The sequence below is a fragment of the Priestia sp. USM5 genome (assembly GCF_058323215.1).
This window is the reverse complement of the sequence record NZ_JBSGKN010000001.1, coordinates 2042448-2061929: the sequence shown is the minus strand read 5'-3', so window position 1 is coordinate 2061929 and position 19482 is coordinate 2042448. Positions and strand designations below refer to the sequence as shown.

Annotated in this window: 19 protein-coding genes; 2 read left to right on the top strand and 17 right to left on the bottom strand. The window is 38.5% G+C overall.

The features are described 5' to 3' along the window. Window positions 1-582: a non-oxidative hydroxyarylic acid decarboxylases subunit B gene (locus ACWATA_RS11265; RefSeq protein ID WP_028413102.1), complete on the bottom strand. Its 582-nt coding sequence runs from the start codon at window positions 580-582 to the stop codon at window positions 1-3. Window positions 583-695: 113 nt separating this feature from the next. Between ACWATA_RS11265 and ACWATA_RS11260 the strand changes: the two genes are divergently transcribed. Beyond that, window positions 696-1565, top strand: a complete 870-nt coding sequence (locus ACWATA_RS11260; RefSeq protein ID WP_154991251.1) for a LysR family transcriptional regulator — start codon at window positions 696-698, stop codon at window positions 1563-1565. 68 nt (window positions 1566-1633) lie between these two features. On the opposite strand, the gene ACWATA_RS11255 is transcribed toward ACWATA_RS11260, so the two are convergent. From ACWATA_RS11255 to ACWATA_RS11240, 4 genes are all read right to left on the bottom strand, one after another. Then, window positions 1634-2590 carry an AEC family transporter gene (locus ACWATA_RS11255; protein ID WP_028408284.1) on the bottom strand — a complete coding sequence of 319 codons (957 nt, stop codon included), beginning with the start codon at window positions 2588-2590 and terminating at the stop codon, window positions 1634-1636. Between the two features lie 707 nt (window positions 2591-3297). Then, a complete protein-coding gene (locus ACWATA_RS11250) occupies window positions 3298-3702 on the bottom strand; it encodes a YkvA family protein (protein ID WP_028413100.1) in 405 nt (134 codons plus the stop codon). Window positions 3703-3801: 99 nt separating this feature from the next. Then, window positions 3802-4083 carry a hypothetical protein gene (locus ACWATA_RS11245; protein ID WP_013083437.1) on the bottom strand — a complete coding sequence of 94 codons (282 nt, stop codon included), beginning with the start codon at window positions 4081-4083 and terminating at the stop codon, window positions 3802-3804. An 88-nt stretch (window positions 4084-4171) separates the two neighbouring features. Next, window positions 4172-4813: a DUF1796 family putative cysteine peptidase gene (locus tag ACWATA_RS11240; protein ID WP_473049843.1), complete on the bottom strand. Its 642-nt coding sequence runs from the start codon at window positions 4811-4813 to the stop codon at window positions 4172-4174. Window positions 4814-5040: 227 nt separating this feature from the next. On the opposite strand from ACWATA_RS11240, the gene ACWATA_RS11235 reads away from it, so the two are divergent. Beyond that, a complete protein-coding gene (locus ACWATA_RS11235) occupies window positions 5041-6045 on the top strand; it encodes an LLM class flavin-dependent oxidoreductase (RefSeq protein WP_074680799.1) in 1005 nt (334 codons plus the stop codon). 27 nt (window positions 6046-6072) lie between these two features. Here the strand turns inward: ACWATA_RS11235 and ACWATA_RS11230 are convergent, their stop codons facing one another. The 12 genes from ACWATA_RS11230 to ACWATA_RS11175 form a co-directional block, all read right to left on the bottom strand. Next, window positions 6073-7392 carry a (Fe-S)-binding protein gene (locus ACWATA_RS11230; protein ID WP_099331072.1) on the bottom strand — a complete coding sequence of 440 codons (1320 nt, stop codon included), beginning with the start codon at window positions 7390-7392 and terminating at the stop codon, window positions 6073-6075. Further along, window positions 7389-8801, bottom strand: coding sequence for a glycolate oxidase subunit GlcD (gene glcD, locus ACWATA_RS11225; RefSeq protein WP_154973001.1), 1413 nt, complete (start codon window positions 8799-8801; stop codon window positions 7389-7391). The genes ACWATA_RS11230 and glcD overlap by 4 nt, the downstream gene beginning before the upstream one ends. A 131-nt stretch (window positions 8802-8932) precedes the next feature. Further along, on the bottom strand, window positions 8933-10045 hold the full coding sequence (locus ACWATA_RS11220) for a CdaR family transcriptional regulator (RefSeq protein ID WP_098113060.1): 1113 nt from the start codon (window positions 10043-10045) through the stop codon (window positions 8933-8935). Window positions 10046-10116: 71 nt separating this feature from the next. Further along, a complete protein-coding gene (locus tag ACWATA_RS11215; protein WP_013057347.1) occupies window positions 10117-10689 on the bottom strand; it encodes a DJ-1/PfpI family protein in 573 nt (190 codons plus the stop codon). A 119-nt stretch (window positions 10690-10808) separates the two neighbouring features. Next, complete coding sequence (locus ACWATA_RS11210) at window positions 10809-11141, bottom strand: IDEAL domain-containing protein (RefSeq protein WP_205689613.1); 333 nt, start codon at window positions 11139-11141, stop codon at window positions 10809-10811. A gap of 207 nt (window positions 11142-11348) precedes the next feature. Continuing rightward, window positions 11349-12782, bottom strand: coding sequence for a GntP family permease (locus tag ACWATA_RS11205; RefSeq protein ID WP_013083445.1), 1434 nt, complete (start codon window positions 12780-12782; stop codon window positions 11349-11351). A gap of 45 nt (window positions 12783-12827) precedes the next feature. Next, window positions 12828-14018, bottom strand: coding sequence for an iron-containing alcohol dehydrogenase (locus tag ACWATA_RS11200; RefSeq protein ID WP_080754429.1), 1191 nt, complete (start codon window positions 14016-14018; stop codon window positions 12828-12830). Between the two features lie 245 nt (window positions 14019-14263). Continuing rightward, window positions 14264-15412 (bottom strand): ABC transporter permease, encoded by a 1149-nt coding sequence (locus ACWATA_RS11195; RefSeq protein WP_033579192.1) that lies wholly within the window; start codon window positions 15410-15412, stop codon window positions 14264-14266. 1 nt (window position 15413) lies between these two features. Beyond that, complete coding sequence (locus ACWATA_RS11190) at window positions 15414-16520, bottom strand: ABC transporter permease (RefSeq protein ID WP_034269130.1); 1107 nt, start codon at window positions 16518-16520, stop codon at window positions 15414-15416. A gap of 19 nt (window positions 16521-16539) precedes the next feature. Further along, window positions 16540-17478 carry an ABC transporter ATP-binding protein gene (locus ACWATA_RS11185; protein ID WP_028413090.1) on the bottom strand — a complete coding sequence of 313 codons (939 nt, stop codon included), beginning with the start codon at window positions 17476-17478 and terminating at the stop codon, window positions 16540-16542. Between the two features lie 101 nt (window positions 17479-17579). Then, window positions 17580-18698 carry a sensor histidine kinase gene (locus ACWATA_RS11180; RefSeq protein ID WP_034269127.1) on the bottom strand — a complete coding sequence of 373 codons (1119 nt, stop codon included), beginning with the start codon at window positions 18696-18698 and terminating at the stop codon, window positions 17580-17582. 4 nt (window positions 18699-18702) lie between these two features. After that, window positions 18703-19341 (bottom strand): response regulator, encoded by a 639-nt coding sequence (locus ACWATA_RS11175; protein WP_028408271.1) that lies wholly within the window; start codon window positions 19339-19341, stop codon window positions 18703-18705. Between the last annotated feature and the right edge of the window lie 141 nt (window positions 19342-19482).

The window sequence follows — 19482 nt, the reverse complement described above, 5'->3', positions numbered from 1 at the left end:
TTATTTTCCTCCTTGTGATAAATGTTTAATTCCATTCCATCTTTTTGCCTCAGGAAGCTCAATTCCTAATTGATCTAACGTTCGAACAGCAATATGCGTGACAATATCATCAATTGTCTCAGGTTTGTTATAAAAAGCTGGCATAGGAGGCACGAGGATAGCTCCCATTTTTGAGAGATCCAGCATGTTTTCTAAATGAATCGTATTCAAAGGCGTTTCTCGAGGAAGTAGCACCAGTGGCTTTCTTTCTTTTAACATCACATCTGCCGTTCTTGCTATTAAGTTATCTGCTAGTCCCATTCGAATAGATGCTAATGTTTTCATGCTGCAAGGACTTACAATCATTCCGTCTATACGAAATGAACCGCTCGAAATTTTTGCTGCTTGGTCTTGATATGAATAACAATAATCTGCTAGCGCTTCTACTTGCCTAACGCTATACGGTGTTTCCAGCTTAATTGTGGCATGAGCCCAAGACGACATGACTAAATGCGTTTCAACAGAAGCCTTCTTCAAAAGCTCTAAAATTCGAATACCTAGAATAGCTCCTGTGGCTCCTGTTATTCCTACAGCTATTTTCATTTCTTTTCCTCCTCTCTGCTTTGGTCACACATTTAACTTTACACTCATTTTCCATACAATTAAAATATTGATAAAGTATATAATAATACCTTTAAAGTATGGAGTTGAATATAGTGGAATTAAGACAGCTGCATTATTTTATTGTCATAGCTGAAGAATTAAATGTAACTAAAGCAGCCAAGCGTCTGCACATGGCTCAGCCTCCTTTAAGCAGACAGCTAAAGCAGCTCGAAAATGAGCTGGGCCTTTTGCTTTTTGAACGAAACAATAACAAGCGCTTATTGTTAACGGCCGAAGGAGAGCTTTTTTTAAAACGAGCGAAAGAAATTGTGCAAAGGATCGAAAAATCAGTATTGGAAGTACAGGAATGTAAAAACGTAACAAATGAAAAGCTTGAAGTCGGATGTACAATCTACTGTGCATCAACGGTTCTAGATAAGCTAGCTCTTATTCAAAAACAGTATCCAAACAGTACTTTTAATATCTATGAAAACGAACCAGCTCATTTAAACGAGTTGTTGACGGATGGAAAGATTGATGTAGCAGTCACCACTACAGACTTACCTTATCAACAGGTAAAAACAAAAACACTTGCACCAGATGTCTTTGTTGTAGCAGTTCCCAAAGAAAGTAGTTATGCAACAGAAAAGATTTCAGTCGCTGAAATCGCTTCTCTCCCTCTTATTCTTCTTCGTTCAAATCGGGAAATAAGCATATACAATCGCATTATAAAGGAATTTAAAAAGATGGATATAACACCTACCATTTTATGCGAATGCCATGACTCAGCGATGCTTCTTAATTTAGTATGTCGTGGCCTTGGTGCTGCTATTGTTCCTTATTCGATGCTATCTTCTTTTTCGCTAGAACATATTAAAATTTTAAGCATAGAAGATAATCCATTTGTAATTGAGCCTTTAGTTACGTGGCGTACCGATAGTTATCTCCCCAAAATCGCTCAAGAATTTTTAAAGCTTTTTTAAGTATAGATGCACAAAAAAGGCTTTGCTAAAATAGCAAAGCCTTTTTTATTTTATATTGATATATGTGACTACATTAACCAAGAAATTAATAGCGGTAATGTAACAAGTGACATAATGGCACTAAGTACGAATGCTGAAGCTGTTTCACCAGCTAGGCTATCAAAGCGCACTGAAATCATCGCTGCTACAGCTGAACCTGGGAACGCTACTAATAACACTAATTTTACGATGTCAGCTGATGATAGACCCATTGCTGTTGCAATTCCTAACATTACAAGCGGCTGAATAGCCACTTTTAAAATCGCAATACCAAATGCCGCTGGGCTAAATTGAATTTTACGGATACCAATTGTTACCCCAACTGCGAATAGTGCCGCACCAGATGTAATTGAACCAATTTGATCTAAACTGCTTGATAGTAAATCTGGAGATTGGAACCCACATAGCACTAATACTACTGCGATTAACGGAACACAAGCTAACGGTTCAGAAAGACCGTGTAAGATTGATTTAATCGTTACTTTAAATAAGCTTTCTTCAGAATCCCCTTCACTTCTTTCGCGCTGTCCAACCGTACCAATAATAGTTGCTAAAGGATCAAGCATCGCATTTACTACGATACCCGTAATAGCGATTGGAATTGCTACTACATCCGCGCCAAACAAGCTACCTAATACGGGAATACCCATAAACGCAAACGTTGGCTGCGTAGAGTTTAAAGAGAACATAGACGCGCCTGTTAGTGAGTATTTGAATACATATTTTGCAACAAGTAAGAAAAGAACATAAAATCCAATAATACCAAGAACTAATGCTAGTAAAAACGGCCATTTTTCAATAAGCGTTTGTTTTGATGTTGTTGTAATACCAACGAATAGATGTGCAGGTAACGCAAATTTTGTTACAAGCGTATTTAACCCTTTAGATGTTGTTGCATCAAACTTTTTAAAATATCCTGCTAAATAACCTAGCAAAATAACAAAAAAGATTGGGGTTAAAATAATAAAGATTTGACTAATTTCCATTTTTGAACACTCCATTGTTTAGATTAGAATCAATCATATAAATTTGCTTTCTTAGAAAGATAATTATCTTCTAAGGCTTGTCTATGGATATTGTTTACGTCAGGCCATTCATCTCCCCTTTTGCTAAACATCTCTACAAATATGAAGTAACGTATAATGGTTCATGAAAACGCATGGACTTTGTTTTTCTGCAATCATTTATTTACTTCGAAACTGTTCATTTAATCAACATCAAATCACATAAAACTTGTCATACAATACAGTAACTCTACAACCTTAGTAAAAACTTGTCATACAATCATGTTGTTGGCTTACTTAGGCTGAAAAAAAACACCTTCAAATGAAAGATGCTTAATCTTGTGACGAAAGAAAGCGACTTCTGATTGATGAGGAAGAATCTCTAAGAGTTTGAAACTCTCAGTTAAAAAGTTCCATAATTTCACAAAGTTTTTACAAACTATCTTACTTATTTGTATATTGCTTTCTGTGACGAATTTATGAACATGTTTTAACTTAACATTTGTAGGGGAATTATTCAATTACATTGCTTAAAATTTTAATGAAAAAAATATTTTAATCCTGTTTTTTTTACATAAAACGGATTAAAATAGTCATAAAGACCTATATATTATCGGTTAAAAAGAAGATGATTCATCTATCACCTTCTTTTGCTCACTTTATTTAATAATGACATTTTGATCATAACGTTACTTTATTTTAGCATCAATAATGGAAAAATTGTGTTCTTCTGAAAACCACGTTTTGATTTTTTCTTTTGCTTTCAGTTTAACATCTTCATCAATGTACATGGCAACTTGAATCAATGCAAGCCCCAGAGCTCCTAAATCATCTGTAAATCCAACTCCTGCTGCAAAGTCCGGAATTAAATCTAAAGGAAGAATAAAATAACCTAACGCTCCTATAATGACTGCTTTTGCTTTTGGAGGAATATCAGGTTTTTGCAGCGTGTAGTATAAAAGCAGTACGGCATAAACAACGTTTGCTCCCGCTTTTTTACCAAACTTTTTAAGCTTGTCCCAAAATTTTTCTTCCGAATAATATTTGGCTGTTTCCTCTGTACGAACGGGTACAATTTCTTGTTTCTCTTCCATATCGATCACCCTCTCATCACCATACGTACTTATTATAAACGATAATCTCTACTGAATTCCATTGAGAGCTTAAACTCCATAAACCTGCACAAAGCAGGCTTATGAATTTTTTAATGAGTAATGCTTCATAACGATAGTAACTAAGTCATTCAGCGCCGTTTCACTTTTAGAATGATTTTCAAACTGCTGAATGAGATCCATATGTTCAAGCAGCACTTCGTAATTACCCGTCATCTTTCTCAGGACTTCATATGCGGAACTATTCAAATCCACTTGTATTTTCAAATCCTCCAGCTGTACTAGATACTCATTCCAACGCTGATCTTGTTCTAGCAGCAGCCATACAATTTCTTTTATCGCCTTCCGCACATTGGACTCCATCTTTTCATCTCCTTTGATACACAGATATAACAAAGTCTATGAAAAAAACGAGCTTTTTCATTCCCGTATTACACAAAAAGTGTTTCTTTTATTTTATAACAAGCCCGCTTAAGAGCTCTTCCCATACTTTATCGTCGCGCAGCACGTCCATTGAAAAAATAGGTGCATGTAAAACACATGTATAAGGCAAGTCCCAGTTAGCTTCGGATAAAAGCTCTTTTTCACTGTTTGTCAGCAGCAGTACATAGAAATCGTTTTTGACCATTCTCTTTAAAACATGCTCTAATTCTTTCGCTTCTTCATACGTTCCGCCCATACGAATAAACAATATACAAGAACTGGTCTCCATTGACGTTAAAAATCGCTCTGTTCTCCGTTCATATTTTTCTTTGACTTCATTATATGAAAGCCAGTTAGCTTCTGTATTAATAGACGACGGAAAATCATGAGCAGAATCAATTTGATACACCTTATCACGCAGTCTAAGCGTGGAACCATCTCCGAAAGAACTGATATAGGTTAAGTGTTCATATACAAATAAGTCTTTACAACGATTTTTCAACAGCTGGTTAACATGAGAAAGAGAAATACTAATACACCAATCAATCACGCCGGCTTGTTTTCGCAAAGAATATTTTTTCATGTATATCCCTGGAAAACAGTTATAGCCTAAACTGTATATCATATCGTACTGCTTGCTTTTTAGTTCATTTAAAGTAACCATGTTCATCCTCCCTTCTCCTATAAAATATGACAGCTTTTTATAGAAAGAGGCGGCTTCTGCCTTATACCGTACAAGCTTTTTGCGTTTTAGGAGCTTGTGTAATAAAAGAGTAAGGAATTTTAAAAAACAACCGAAGCAAAATATTTTGGAACTCGAAAGATTATTGTTAAAATACTTGTATTCCATTGAAATAACAAGGCCTATGAAGTCTTTAAAGAAAGAAGATGAAATTGATGAGTAAAGCATTAAAAGATATTCCGATTTCCGTGTTAGATCTTTCTCCTGTAGTTGAAGGAGGAACTGTATCTGACTCACTTAGAAATACATTAGATTTAGCTCAGCACGCTGAAAAATGGGGGTATAACCGCTATTGGCTAGCTGAACATCATAATATGACAGGTATCGCAAGCTCCGCTACATCTGTTGTAATTGGTCATGTGGCTGCTGGCACGTCACGCATTCGCGTAGGCTCTGGAGGCATTATGCTTCCTAACCATTCTCCGCTTGTTATTGCTGAGCATTTTGGTACGCTTGAATCACTATTTCCAGGACGTATTGATTTAGGCTTAGGAAGAGCGCCAGGGACAGATCAGCTGACAGCGCAGGCGCTGCGACGCGACCGCAGAAGCGACGGCAGTGACTTCCCAGAACAGCTGGCCGAACTGCAAGAATACTTTAAACCTGCTTCAGAAAGTCAGATGCGTGTTAAAGCTGTTCCCGGTCAAGGTTTAAATATTCCGATTTGGCTCCTTGGCTCAAGCGGTTTTAGCGCACAGCTTTCTGCACAGCTAGGCTTGCCATTTTCATTTGCAAGTCACTTTTCGCCTAATAATACAATGACAGCTCTTAACATGTACCGTCGTTATTTTAAGCCGTCCGACGTGTTAGAGAAACCATATGCAATGTTAGGTGTAAACGTAATCGCTGCTGATACAGATAGAGAAGCTGAACGCTTGGCTACTTCTATGCAACAGCAGTTTCTAAATTTAATTCGAAACACACCGGGTAAACTAAAAGCTCCTGTGGATAATATGGATGAACTATGGACTGACTTTGAAAAAGCTTCTCTTCAACAGCAGCTGGGCTCTTCTATTGTCGGAAGTCCTGAGACGATTAAAGTCAAGCTTGAACAGTTTATTGAAGAAACAGAAGCAGATGAACTGATGATTAACGCTCAAATTTACGATCACAAAGCTCGCCTTCGTTCGTACGAAATTGTTTCTCAGCTGTTCAAATAATAAAAAGGCCGGACACGTCCGGCCTTTTTATTTGCTTTCTACTGCTTCAAGAAGTAAATCTGCAAGATGAACGGCCCTTACACTTTCTTCTACTCCTTCTCTGACTACGCCTAGCTTCATTTGAATGAGACAGCCCGGGTTTGCTGTTACAATTGTATGGGCATGGGCTTCTTTCACTTTTTCCATTTTATAATCTAAAATTTGCATAGACATCTCTTGTTCCGTTAAGTTATAAATACCAGCTGAGCCGCAGCAATGATCCGCATTTTCCATTTCATTAAACACCGTTCCGTTAATCGCTTGGATCAGTTTTCTCGGTGCGCTGGACGTTTTCATCACGTTTCTTAAATGACACGAATCTTGATACGTAATAATTTGACTTGGAAGCGATAACTTTTGTCTTTCTACAAACTGCTGCTGCAATAAAATCTCTGAGAAATCTTTGACTTTTGCAGAAAAGACCGCTGCTCTTTCTTTCCATTCCGGCTCATCTTTTAATAGATGATCGTATTCCACTAACAGCGCACCGCAGCCGCCTGCATTAAGGACAATATCATCCGCTTGAATGGATTCAAACGCCATAATATTTTGTTTTGCTAACTTTTTTGCCTGATCTTTTTCTCCGCCGTGCGCATGCAGGGCGCCACAGCACGTCTGCACTTCTGGTATAACGACCTTACACCCCGCTTTTTGTAAAAGTGCAATCGTCGCGTTGTTTGTTTCCATAAACATCGTATCCATTAAACACCCTGTAAAAAAAGCAACTGTACGCTCTCTTGTTCCTTCTGCTTCAAATAAAAAAGGACGTTTCTTCATTTCTTTTTTTGTTGGCACAGGCGGAAGCGTTTTTTCCATTTGCGCTAAATTACCGGGCAGGACGTTTAATATATTTGTTTTTTGAACAGCTTTTTGCAAGCCGCTTCTTTGATAGAAAGCAAGCAGAGAATGTACATTTTTTAATCGTTCTTTATGCGGAAAAAGCTGTTCGAACACCATATGCCTGAGCGCTTTTACCGGCCATTTATGTCGTTTTTTCTGCTGAATAATATCACGCGCTTCTTCTAATAAGTGTCCGTACTTCACACCCGAAGGACAAACAGGCTCACACGCTCGGCAGCCAAGGCAAAGATTCAATTGCTTTTCAACCGATTCATCCGGTTCAATAAGCCCATCTACAACTCCTTTCATCAAAGCAATTCTTCCGCGCGGTGACGCTGCTTCATATTGATTGGTTTGGCCATACGTCGGACAGCTCGGCAAACAAAAACCGCATCTCATACAATTCATTAACTCGTCATAATCTAACCGTTCTTTAAACGCTTGCTGAATGTCTTTTGTTGCCGTCATGAACGAACCACCACTCTTTTTCTCGTGTCTTTAGCAAAAATTTTCCCTGGATTCATAATTCCTTGCGGGTCCAAAGCATACTTAATTGCTTTCATCGCAGCTACTCCTTCTCCGCCCATCTTCAATGCTAAATACGGTGCTTTCATTTCTCCGACTCCGTGTTCACCTGTAATCGTTCCTCCAAGCTCAATGGCTTTATGAAAAATTGCTTCAAAAGCTTGTTCGACTCGGTGAAGCTCCTCTTCGTCACGCGCATCTGTTAAACAAGTCGGATGCAGATTTCCGTCTCCCGCATGACCAAACGTACAGATTTTAACGTTGTATTTTACAGCAATTTCATTAATCGCTTTGACCATTTCACTAATTTTAGACCGCGGGACGGTTGCGTCTTCTAAAATCGTCGTTGGCTTCATTCGTGCTAAAGCAGAAAGAGCTGATCTTCTTGCTGTACTTAACGCTTCTGCTTCTGCTTGCGAAGCCGCTACTTTCACCGATACAGCCTTTCCTTCGCTGCAGATGCGTGAAATCATTTCAATATCGCGCTTCACCACTTCTGGCGGGCCATCTTGTTCAATCAATAAGACAGCGTTTACATCAGTTGGAAGCCCAACTTGGGCAAAATCTTCTACTACTTCACACGTCGGCTGATCTAAAAATTCAAGCGTAGCCGGAATAATCTTATTGGCGATAATTGCTGAAACCGTCTTAGCAGCTGCGTCCATGTCTTCAAACAGCGCAAGCAGAGTTTGTTTTGTTTCAGGTATTGGAATGAGCTTTAAAATGGCTTCTGTCACGACGCCAAGCGTTCCCTCAGACCCGACAAACAAGTTCGTTAAATCGTAGCCAGCTACATCTTTAGCCAGCTTGCCTCCTGTCTTAATACAATCGCCGTTTGCAAGAATTACTTCAAGACCAAGAACGTAATCTTTTGTTACTCCGTATTTTAAGCCTCGTAATCCTCCTGAGCATTCATTGATGTTTCCTCCAATGGTTGATATTTTCATAGAGCTTGGATCAGGAGGATAAAATAAACCTTTTGCCTCTACGGCATTAATTAAGTCTAACGTAATAACACCCGGCTGCACGGTAGCGGTTAAATTTTCTTCATCAATTTCCAAAATTTTATTCATTCGGTTAAAGGTAAGAACAATTCCGCCTTGCGTTGGACACGTTCCTGCGCTTAAATTTGTGCCTGAGCCTCTTGGCACAATAGGAACGTGATCTTCGTTGCATATCGTTAAAATTCTTTTCACTTGTTCTTTATTTTCAGGCATAATAACCGCATCAGGAAGCGACTGAAAGTTAGGTGTTGCGTCATAGGAATACACGAGTCTTGCTTCACTGCTATCTTGAAAATTGGCTGACCCTACAACTTCAATGAGCTTTGCTTTTGTTCGTTCATTAAGCATAACGTTCCTCCTTATATGTATCTCTTACTCTTATTATAGTTGCAGAAGCAACGAGGGACTATAGATAAAAAACTAAAAAAAAGCGCTTTAAAAACTCATTTTTTGTATGTTTATCTAATGAATAGCGCACTTTATTCTAGTAGAGACAGCGCAAGGTAAAAAAGCGTGAGACCCTTTACACTTTTAGGATCAATGTCTGTTAGTTCTTTCATTTGCTTCAAGCGGTAATGAAGCGTATTGATATGAATATGTAAATCAAACGCCGTTTTTTTTAACGATTGATCATTGGCTAAATAGCATTTCAGCGTTTCGAGAAGCTCTTTTTCTTTTAAAAGAGCGGAAAGCACTCGACTTAAGAATTCCTTTTTTACAGGTTCAGAAACGTCTTCTAAAATCATGTCCATCAGCAGTTCCTCATAAAAAACAACGGCTTGACGTTTTGAAGCTACTTTAAGCGCTTTTTTTGCTTCTTCATATGAAGCATGCAAATCAAATTGCTCCGCTGGCTTCCCTACGCCAATAGTAATCATAACTTGATTATTTGCTTGAATGTACTGCTGACATTTTTTTAGTTCTTCTTTAAATCCTTGTCTTGCCTTTTCATCTACAGCTTCTTTCAGTAAAAGCAAGCGATCGTATCCCCAATTTGCGATATAATCTCCTTCACCTTTATGACTTTCAAACCAGTAGCGAATTGTTTCTTGTACCTGCTGCTGCTTCTTTTTCGAAAGAGATGAGTCAATTTGAAACAGCGTGCAGCAATAAGGACTGTCTACTTGTACTCCTAAAATATGACCTCGTTCAATAAATTCTGCATCTACCTGCTGGCTATAAATCCATTCACGAAAAAAAGCTTCTACTCCTTTATTTTCCCATTCCTTTGTTTCTATGTAGTATGCTTCGCGAATAATTAACTCTGTTAATCTTCGAATAATATCTGCAAAAGGCTCAACAGCTTCTGGGGTACCTGTAATGCCAATAACGCCAATAATGTCTCCTTGATAACTGATAGGCAAATTAATTCCTGGCTTAACTCCTTTTAAATCTGCTGCTTCTTTTTTGGAAATATATAGTTTTTGCTTTTTTTGCATCACGTTCCACGCGCCTTCATGAAAAAAACCAACCCGCTTTTCTTCTGTAGACGCAATAATAATTCCGCGTGTATCCGTTACAATTACATGTTCTTTCATCACCAGCTGTACTTCTTTTATAATTTTCTTCGACAGTTCAGACACTAGCTGCACGTTGTTTACACCTCACCTATCATCAATTAAAAGAGCTGAAAGAATGGTTTTCTCTCAGCCCGCTTTTTTTATTATGCGTTCACTTTTTCAGCTTTTTTTAGCACGTTAAAAAACTCTTTCATAAATTTAGGTAAATCCGGCCAAGCTTGTCCGGTTACTAAGTTTCTGTCTACGTGGAGCGTCTGTTCAACAAATACAGCACCCGCCGCTTCTACTTCCGGACGGCAAGCAGGATACGCTGTCACTTCTCTGTCTTGCAAATACTCTCTAACCGTCGTTAACACGAGCTGACCATGACAAATAACGCCTAAAGGTTTGTTTTCTTTTAAAAAATGAGCGGCAATTTCCTGAACTTTTGTGTTCATTCGAATATATTCAGGCGCTCGTCCTCCAGGAATAATAAGTCCGTCAAAATCAGCGGGATCCACTTCATCTACAGAAGCATGAGAATCAATTTTATATCCCGTTTTTTCTGTGAATGTTTCCATTTCTGGAAGAAAATCATGAACAACCGTTTGGAGCTTCTTTTTCACGGGAGAGGCAATGGTACACTGAATATCTTCTTCTAAACAGCGATAATACGGATAAAAAACTTCTAAAGCCTCCACGGCATCTCCTGTTAAAATCAAGACACGTTTACTCATCTTTTATCACCTTTTCTTTTAATGTCGTCATTTACTTCTTCTCGCAAGCTGCTTTCCATTCCTGCTTTTCCCCTAGGAATAATAAAAAAAGCAGGGCCTTCATTCCTTTACTAGGAATGTCAGCCTTGCTTTTTATCTTGTACTCTTTTTAATTCAGCTGTTAATTCAATAAACCAAGCTTCGTCTTTTGTTAGCAGCGCAAGATCAATCAATGAAAGAATCTGCTCTTCGTGCGCCGTTTTTTGAAGGGGCAGCTTCTCTATTTTTTCATCCATCATGCCAATGGTTGTGCCGACCATTTTTTCATCATCACTTTTCACTACATTGATTAGTGCGGCTTTTTTAGATGGATTAATCGTTTTTATATATCCGTATATAAGTTCACCGTCGCGAGACTTTCCTTTGACCCAGTCGCCTACTTTTAAATTTCCTTCAAATAGCTTCACAGTCATTCTCCTTTCTTCATAAACATGCTAAGAATTAATGTAACGGCATATAGTATTCTAGAAAGTAGTGTAATCATAATACTTACAGTTTAGAAAGTCAAAGAATCTGTTTTAGAGCAAAAGGCTCGATATACAAAATCACTGCAACAATAAAAAAATCCGAACGATTTATCGTTCGGATCTTTCTTCAACTACACTCAGCCTCTTTATTTGTTATACGAGTCCAGTTAAGCTGTAGATTCCAATGATTAAGAAACATGCAAGCGTTTTTATAACAGTGATGGCAAAAATATCTCGGTAAGACTGCTTGTGGGTTAACCCGGTAATAGCAAGCAGGGTAATAACGGCTCCGTTATGAGGAAGCGTATCCATACCGCCTGATGCCATCGCTACAACTCTGTGCATAACTTCAGGAGGAATATTGTATTGATTAATAGCTTCTACATACTTATCTCCCATCGCACTAAGCGCAATTCCCATACCTCCAGAAGCGGATCCTGTAATACCGGCTAAAATGTTTGTCGTAACGGCTCCATTGACAAGCGGATTTGTAAAGGTATGTGAAATACCATCGCGAACGGTTGCAAAGCCAGGAAGAGATGAAATAACGCCTCCAAAGCCATACTCAGCTCCCGTGTTCATCGCAGCGAGAAGCGCTCCGCCAATACTTGCGTTAAGACCCGCTTGGAAACCGGTGGTCACTCTCTTCCAGTCATACGCAATCGTCGTAATAATTCCAATAACAAGTGCTAACTCCACTGACCAAATACCAACAACTGCGGTTAAATCTACTTTTCCGAACGCTTCAAGGCCAATTTTGGCAAAATCAAAACCGTCTGGGTACCACTTTGGAATAGAAACAGTAAAAAATTTGTTTGCAACCCCTACAAGCACGAGCGGAACAAACGCTAAAATCTGTCTTGCTACGCTAGGTTCATATTTAGGTTCTGTAGAAGGTACAGACTCTTTTTCTAGCTCTGCAGCAGCTGCTAGTTCATTATTAAATCCGTAGTAGCCTTCTCCAGCTTTTCTTGCTTTTTTACTTCGGCTTTCTAAATACCAAAGACCTAAGCTAAAAACAATAACTGATCCGATAATCCCCAGTGTCGGAGCAGCATAGATGTCTGTTTTAAAAAAAGTCGTTGGAATAACATTTTGAATTTGCGGTGTACCCGGAAGTGCATCCATGGTAAACGAAATAGCTCCTAATGCAATCGTTCCCGGTACTAATCGTTTTGGAATATTCGCTTCGCGGAATAAGTTAGCCGCAAACGGATAAACTGCAAACGCAACAACGAATAAACTTACGCCGCTGTAGGTTAAGATTGCTCCCATTAAAACAATCGCCAAGATCGCACGTTTAGCCCCCACGACTTTAACAATTGTTTTCGCAATCGATTCAGCGACTCCAGACATTTCAACCATCTTCCCGAAGACTGCTCCTAATAGAAAGACAGGGAAGTAGTTTTTAATAAATCCAACCATTTTCTCCATAAAAACGTTTGAGAAAAATGGGAGTGCATAGCTTGGTTCCGTTAAAATAACGGCTAGCAGCGCACAAAGTGGAGCAAACAAAATAACTGAAAATCCGCGGTAAGCAACCAGCATCAAAAGCCCCAGAGACAGCAAAATAATCAGCAAATCCATAACGTTTCCCCTTTCATCCCTCATTCAATTTGTCTTGAATTTATCTTATTTCTTATAAAGTGCAGACTCAAACTCATATTCATAGCAGGTGTAATACAGCTGGATAATTTCTTCTGCCGTCGGTACAACAGGATGGTTAGCAGGACTTCCGCTTTGAATCGCATCCGCTGCCATTTTTTCAACCGCCGCATAAAATAGCTGACGATCAATGCCCCACGATTGAAGATTAGGAATCTCTAAGTCGATACAAAGCTGCTTGATGGCTTCAATTAACACATCTGCTCCTTCTTTTTTTGTATATGATACGTTCGGAAAAAGAGCTTGTCCTATTTCACCTAAACGATCGATTGAAGCCTCTTTTGTATAGTCCAAAACCGCAGGCAGGAGCATCGCGTTAGAAATACCGTGCGGCACATGGAATAACGCGCCAATAGGTCGTGACATACCGTGCACTAGAGCAACGGATGAATTTGAAAACGCCATCCCCGCAAGCATAGAAGCATAGGCCATTTCGTTTCTTGCTTGAACATTTTCTCCATTTCTGTACACAAGACGAATATTTTTCATAATTAACTCAATTGCTTGAAGCGCAAGTGAATCCGTAAAAGGATGTGCTTTTTTAGACAAATACGCTTCGACCGCATGACTGAGTGCATCAATTCCTGTAGCTGCCGTTACGTGTTTTGGACATGATAGAGTTAATAACGGATCAACAATGGCTGTATCAGGCAATAATTGAGGCCTTGCGAGCATCATTTTTACATCGTACGCCGTGTCTGTAATAACCGTCGCTTTCGTCACTTCTGAGCCCGTTCCAGCAGTCGTAGGCACGGCAACCAAAGGAAGAGGACTACCTTGAAAATCTTGTTGATTTTGAAAATACGTTCGTAGATGCCCTTCATTTGTCATCATAATGGCAACCGCTTTTCCAGTATCGATACAGCTGCCTCCCCCTAAGGCAATAACCACATCGCACTGCTCCGCTTTACATATGGCAAGCGCTTCATCTAGATGAATATCTGTCGGCTCTGAATTTACGCCTGTATACACGGCACAGTCCATGCCAGCCTCTGCTAAGTAACGACGACAAGTTTCTACATTGCCTGCTTTCGCCATAACGTCATCACTTATAAGCAATGCCTTTGTCCCAAGCAGTGCAGCTTGTTCTCCAATTTTAGAAAATGATCCTTCTCCATATAAAACCGTGCGTGGTACAAGTAGTTCATAAATTCCCACTGTTTTTCCCCCTTTGTTATCTCGCTGACAATCTCTCCTTCCGTCTTTTCATGCTGACTTATGTAAGCGATTTCATTTATTTGTGCAAAAAGCCAACATGAACTTCGTTTTTCTCCCCTATTTATTCTCTTTTTGTATACCCCTTTCCTCTTTCATTCTAAAATTTCATCTTATATTTTTCAATCTTTTTTTGAAACTTTTTAAAAATTACAAAAAAAGCCAGAGGTATTCTCTGACTTTACCATTTAAATAAACTTTTGAACAGTATTATTTCGATTTAATTTATAAATCGATAGCAGGAAAAAAACGAGTGCAAAAGCTAGTAAAATGCTGATATTTAACCATAGGCTGCTTAATGCGGCTCCTTGTTGAACACTTTTCAACGTGCTTAATACCCACGTTTGAGGAAGAAAGTCGGCTATTTTCTGCATCACATCCGGCATAAATTCAGGAGGGAAAAAGCACCCTGACAGTAAACAAGTTGGCGTAATAATAAGCGTTTGAAGGCCGTTTGCCGCTTTTGAGCTTTCTGTAAAAGCAACGATTACAAGCGACAAGCCGATGGCTACTAGCCCAAACAAAACTAAAATAAAAAATAGCTGCCACACAGGAATGTTCATATCTACATGAAAAAGAGTCGTAATACAAACAAGTGTAATCATTACTTGCAAAGTTAATAAAATCATATTTGTCATAACATTAGATATCACGTATTGCCTTGCACTGACTGGCGAAGCTAGCAGTCTAAAATACGTGCGCTGCTCTTTTTCTTTTGTGATAAGAGCCGATAGATTTACGGCAGAAAAAAGCATAAACATAATTAAATACCCAATTGTCTGCTTGACAATGTTTTGATCGGTTCCTTTGTCTTCAAGTGCATGCGTGGAGACGTGGAATGGCGCTTTTTGATAACTCTCATACATTTGTTTAAACGCAGCGTCATTGCCGCCTGCTGCTTGATTAAGCGCAGAAACATTATCAATATATTGATACAAATAAGACTTAATAAAGCCCGTTACTTCTGCTCCTTTTATCGAAGTAATCGTAATATGATCTGGTTTGTTCGCTTTGACGCTTTCAGAAAACCCTTTTTCAAAAGTAATAACAGCATCAACTTTCTTTGACGTAATCTCATGATCCACTTCTTTGTCAGTGAGCATTTTAACATTTGTTTTATGCAGTCCTTTTAAAAACTGAACGGTGTCTTTTGAGATATCCGTTGAGTCGTGATTGACAACTCCGATATTCACCGAAGTCCCTGCTGTATTTCCATAAATAAGAACGGACATCAAAATACCTGCAATAGGCAAACCAATAACAAGTACAAGCGTCCTTTTGTTTCTAAGCAGCATATTTCTCAGCATATTTGTGACAAGCCACATGATATTTTTCATGTTATAACCCCTCTCTTTTTCTCAAAAGCACAATGGCTGTGCCCAAGAATAAAATAGAGAAGCCTACATTCAACCCGATAACTGAAAGAGAAGCGCCGATATCATTTGTATAAATCAATTTAATAAGTCCATTATTCATCCAGGTTAAAGGTGATACATTGACGAAGCCTTCTCCAGCTCCATTTTGAAAATAGGTTCCTCCCACAATACACGACACTTGAATCACAACCATAATAATTGCTCTTGACGCCGCTTCCGTCTTCGTAAGGTAGCTAACTCCTAGTCCAAAGCTAATGGCAAAAAGAATCTGAGATACTAACATTACGAGTACTAAGAGTAAATGATCTCCCCAATTCGCATCAAAAAAATATTTAGTCGACATAATGACGACTAATACACAAATGGCGTGAACCAAAACAGTGCCTAAAATTTTCCCGACAAAAATTTCAGCGGTTTTAATCGGTGCGGCTACTAATCGAATTGCTGTATTTCGCATACGCTCTCCTCTAATTAAATAACTCGCTGAGATAGATCCGTACAAAACAATCATGGTGGTCATTGAAATAGCGTAGTAATCTATTGAATTTGGCTGTTTTTGAGAATGAAGGGATGTTTCTTGAATATAGTCATGCTTAGACGCACGCAGCAGGTTCTCGACTTGCTGAGGATTTACTTTGGCCACTTCCATAGCCACGTTGTACTTATCAACAAATGTACTTAACATACCTTGCACCACGTTAAATTCAATGCTGTTTTCTTCATTTCCGGAGAGATTAATGCCTCCGTCTTTCACTTCTACATAAGCTGTATAATGCTGCTCTTTTACTTCTTTTTTTCCATCTTGATCTTTTTTCAACGCTTTAAAGTGAATGCCCGATTTTTCTGCATGTGCAGCAAACTGCTTAAAAGCGGCAGATTGTTCATTACTTGTGTCCATTTTGTAGAGAACGTAACTGTCGTCTATCGTCATGTCGTTATTAAAGGCTTGAGACAAAGCTGTTCCTAAAATAAGGACAAGAGCTAGCGGAAAAAGAATCATAAAAATAAATGCACGCTTATCTCGCAGATCACTTTTCATTTCTTTCAAAGCAATTGCAATAATATTCATTCGTTATTCCTCCTTTCTTTTATAAATCTCTTAAACTGCGTCCTGTGAGCGTCAGAAAGACCGTCTCTAAATTAGGGGCTTGTTCTTTAACTGCTTTAATTTCGATATGATGCGTCATTAAATAATGAATGACCTTGTTTAAGTTATTCACTTCGGCGCTTGAATTAATTTTAATGATTCCATCTTCATACGTAACGGCTGTTACGCCTGGAATTTCCTTTAGACCGCTGCAATCTATATCGTCTGCTTCTTTTACTTCAATCCAAATATCTTTTGTATCGGTGATAATCGCTTTCAGCTGCTCTTTTGTTCCTTCAGCAATAATTTTGCCGTGATCAATAATTGCAATTTTTGTACATACCTCTTCTACTTCTTCCATATAGTGACTCGTATAAATGATTGTGCTTCCCATTTCATTTAGCTTTTTTACAGATGTTAAAATATAATTTCGCGACTGAGGATCAATGCCAACCGTCGGTTCATCCATAATGATCAGCTTAGGGCGATGAGCAATTGCGCATGCGATATTTAACCTTCTTTTCATTCCTCCTGAAAAGCTTTTCGGATACGCCTTTTGTTTATCTAAAAGCCCTACAAACGCTAAAGCTTCTTCGACTCGTTCGCTAAGAAGTGATCCTCTTAATCCGTAGAGTCCTGCAAAAAACTTCACATTTTCATAGGCTGTCAAATCTTCATAAATCGCTAAGTCCTGCGGAACAATTCCGATGTTCATCTTTGCGAAATTTCGGTGTTTCTTTATATTTTTCCCAAGTACTTCAATATCGCCGCTGTTGCTTTGAAGAAGACTAGCTACCATATGAATCGTTGTGCTTTTTCCTGCTCCGTTTGTTCCTAAAAATCCAAATATATCTCCTTCTTCTACTTGTAAAGATAAATTATCTACCGCAATAAAATCTCCAAATTTCTTTGTTAATTTTTGAATGGATAATACGTTCATCATTTCACCTCTAGTGTGTTGGTATATCCTTATTTTATGAAAAAAAGGCAAACTTACGTCAGTGCATAAGTTCACCTTTTCCCCATGAGAAATCTCATTATTTACGTATGAAGTTTCTCACCTATCGGCAGCAGTGTGGTAACAGAAAATCCGTTTGCTCCGTCAACAATCACCGTTCCGTTAATGGAAGCAGCGCGCTCTTCCATTCCTGCTATGCCAAGTCCTTTTTGAAACAAGTGAGCGCCTTTTCCATTGTCTTTGACTTCTACTTTCACCATTTTATTTAGTACGTGAAGCTCAATGGCAATCATCGTTGCTTCTGCATATTTTAAAGCGTTTGTAATAGCTTCTGTTATATTTTCATGAATAATTTTCCACTGAAGAGGCGTGATAAGATCTAAATTCCCTTTGTATACAAGAGGCATTGCGATACTATGCTTAGCCTCAAATTCACCAATAAATAATTTAAGACGGCTGATTCCTATTTGCTCAGCGGGAGGCTTTATACTTTTTAACGTTAACCTAATTTCTTCAATGCCTTCTTTCGAAATTGTAATCGCATTTTGAAGAAGAGACAGCGCTTTTTCCTCGTCTTGCTTCATTACGTGCTTTGCTGCCTCCATTTGAATAAGTGCTCCTGTCATTGAATGACCAATCTTATCATGAATTTCCTGCGATAGTCGATTTCGCTCTTCTAATTTTGAAGCATATTGAGACTGTCTCACATACTCTTTATTTTCATTCACGTGCTTTTGCAGCTTTTGCATACTTACTCTCATTTCATCAAGCTTTTGTTCATAATTGTTTGTCCGCTTTTGATAGAGAGCTGCTCCTGTGTAAATAAAAAAAGTAAACGCAGCGACTAACACATACAGAGCTCTAATATCAGAGGGAACTAGCAGCACTGGAAGCAATACAAGCAGCACCATCCATTTTTTTACGACTGATTCTCCAATAAGCTCACAAAGGTTTAGCGGCAAAAGAAGAAAAAACAAAGGATGAAGTTGATACGCACAATATAGAATAAGGACAATTGAAAAAGCAATAAGCATGCGCTTGAACGCGCTCTTTTTCACAATAGACGCGGCGATATTAACACAGCTGTAAAGAAGCAGTGCTAACACAATAGCTGAAATCGAGTGTACATAATTAAACTGAATGTACGTAATAGCCAAAAACAGCATGAGGATGAGCTTGGTCATCATTAATCCGACTTCCATAGTCCTACTTCCCTTTACCGGTTAAATAGTAAATAGCAATTTGAGTACGGTGCTCAAGTCCCGTTTTACTTAAAATCGAACTAATATAGTTTGCTACGGTACCTTCTGAAATAAAAAGCGTTTTAGAAATTTCTTTATTTGAAAGCCCCTTGGCAATCAGCGTCATAATGCTCGTTTCACGCTCGGTAAACTGTGTCATATCCGCTTTGGACTCGCGCTCAGTTGCAGCGTTTAAACTTGATTTAATTTTATCAAGCACAACATCTTGCAGCACCGTATGTCCGTTGAACACACTTTTGATTGCGTCTCGAATGCGCTCTGGCTCTGTATTTTTTAACAAGTAGCCTTTAGCTCCGTTTTTTACAGCATCAATAATATATTCATCGTCATCAAACGTAGTTAAAATAAGCGGCTTTGCTTTCGTTGACTCTGAAATAAGCTTTGTAGCCTCTACACCGTCCATAACAGGCATTCTTACATCTAACAATGCAATATCGACGGAGTGATTCTTGCAATATTGAACGGCTTCTTGACCATCTTTTAAAGTAGCGACAACGTCGAATTCCTCGTATGTATTTAATATAATTTTCATTCCTTCTCGAATAAACGAATTATCATCTGCAATAATAATAGTAATTTTCATTTCTGCAAGTGAGAAGATCTCACTTTTTTTCACATCCTTTTTTCACATCCATCTGGATGCTTCTCATTTATTGTAGCCATAATAAACCAAAAGTTCAATGCGATAGTTTGCAGTCTTTCTAAGCACTAAAAAAGAGCAAAC

What these genes read in the sequence shown, in the direction of transcription:
- ACWATA_RS11265 (WP_028413102.1), bottom strand. Translation starts at nt 582, where the DNA reads ATGAAAATAGCTGTAGGAATAACAGGAGCCACAGGAGCTATTCTAGGT.
- ACWATA_RS11255 (WP_028408284.1), bottom strand. Translation starts at nt 2,590, where the DNA reads ATGGAAATTAGTCAAATCTTTATTATTTTAACCCCAATCTTTTTTGTT.
- ACWATA_RS11250 (WP_028413100.1), bottom strand. Translation starts at nt 3,702, where the DNA reads ATGGAAGAGAAACAAGAAATTGTACCCGTTCGTACAGAGGAAACAGCC.
- ACWATA_RS11245 (WP_013083437.1), bottom strand. Translation starts at nt 4,083, where the DNA reads ATGGAGTCCAATGTGCGGAAGGCGATAAAAGAAATTGTATGGCTGCTG.
- ACWATA_RS11240 (WP_473049843.1), bottom strand. Translation starts at nt 4,813, where the DNA reads ATGAACATGGTTACTTTAAATGAACTAAAAAGCAAGCAGTACGATATG.
- ACWATA_RS11235 (WP_074680799.1), top strand. Translation starts at nt 5,041, where the DNA reads ATGAGTAAAGCATTAAAAGATATTCCGATTTCCGTGTTAGATCTTTCT.
- ACWATA_RS11230 (WP_099331072.1), bottom strand. Translation starts at nt 7,392, where the DNA reads ATGACGGCAACAAAAGACATTCAGCAAGCGTTTAAAGAACGGTTAGAT.
- glcD (WP_154973001.1), bottom strand. Translation starts at nt 8,801, where the DNA reads ATGCTTAATGAACGAACAAAAGCAAAGCTCATTGAAGTTGTAGGGTCA.
- ACWATA_RS11215 (WP_013057347.1), bottom strand. Translation starts at nt 10,689, where the DNA reads ATGAGTAAACGTGTCTTGATTTTAACAGGAGATGCCGTGGAGGCTTTA.
- ACWATA_RS11210 (WP_205689613.1), bottom strand. Translation starts at nt 11,141, where the DNA reads ATGACTGTGAAGCTATTTGAAGGAAATTTAAAAGTAGGCGACTGGGTC.
- ACWATA_RS11205 (WP_013083445.1), bottom strand. Translation starts at nt 12,782, where the DNA reads ATGGATTTGCTGATTATTTTGCTGTCTCTGGGGCTTTTGATGCTGGTT.
- ACWATA_RS11195 (WP_033579192.1), bottom strand. Translation starts at nt 15,412, where the DNA reads ATGAAAAATATCATGTGGCTTGTCACAAATATGCTGAGAAATATGCTG.
- ACWATA_RS11190 (WP_034269130.1), bottom strand. Translation starts at nt 16,520, where the DNA reads ATGAATATTATTGCAATTGCTTTGAAAGAAATGAAAAGTGATCTGCGA.
- ACWATA_RS11185 (WP_028413090.1), bottom strand. Translation starts at nt 17,478, where the DNA reads ATGAACGTATTATCCATTCAAAAATTAACAAAGAAATTTGGAGATTTT.
- ACWATA_RS11180 (WP_034269127.1), bottom strand. Translation starts at nt 18,698, where the DNA reads ATGGAAGTCGGATTAATGATGACCAAGCTCATCCTCATGCTGTTTTTG.
- ACWATA_RS11175 (WP_028408271.1), bottom strand. Translation starts at nt 19,341, where the DNA reads ATGAAAATTACTATTATTATTGCAGATGATAATTCGTTTATTCGAGAA.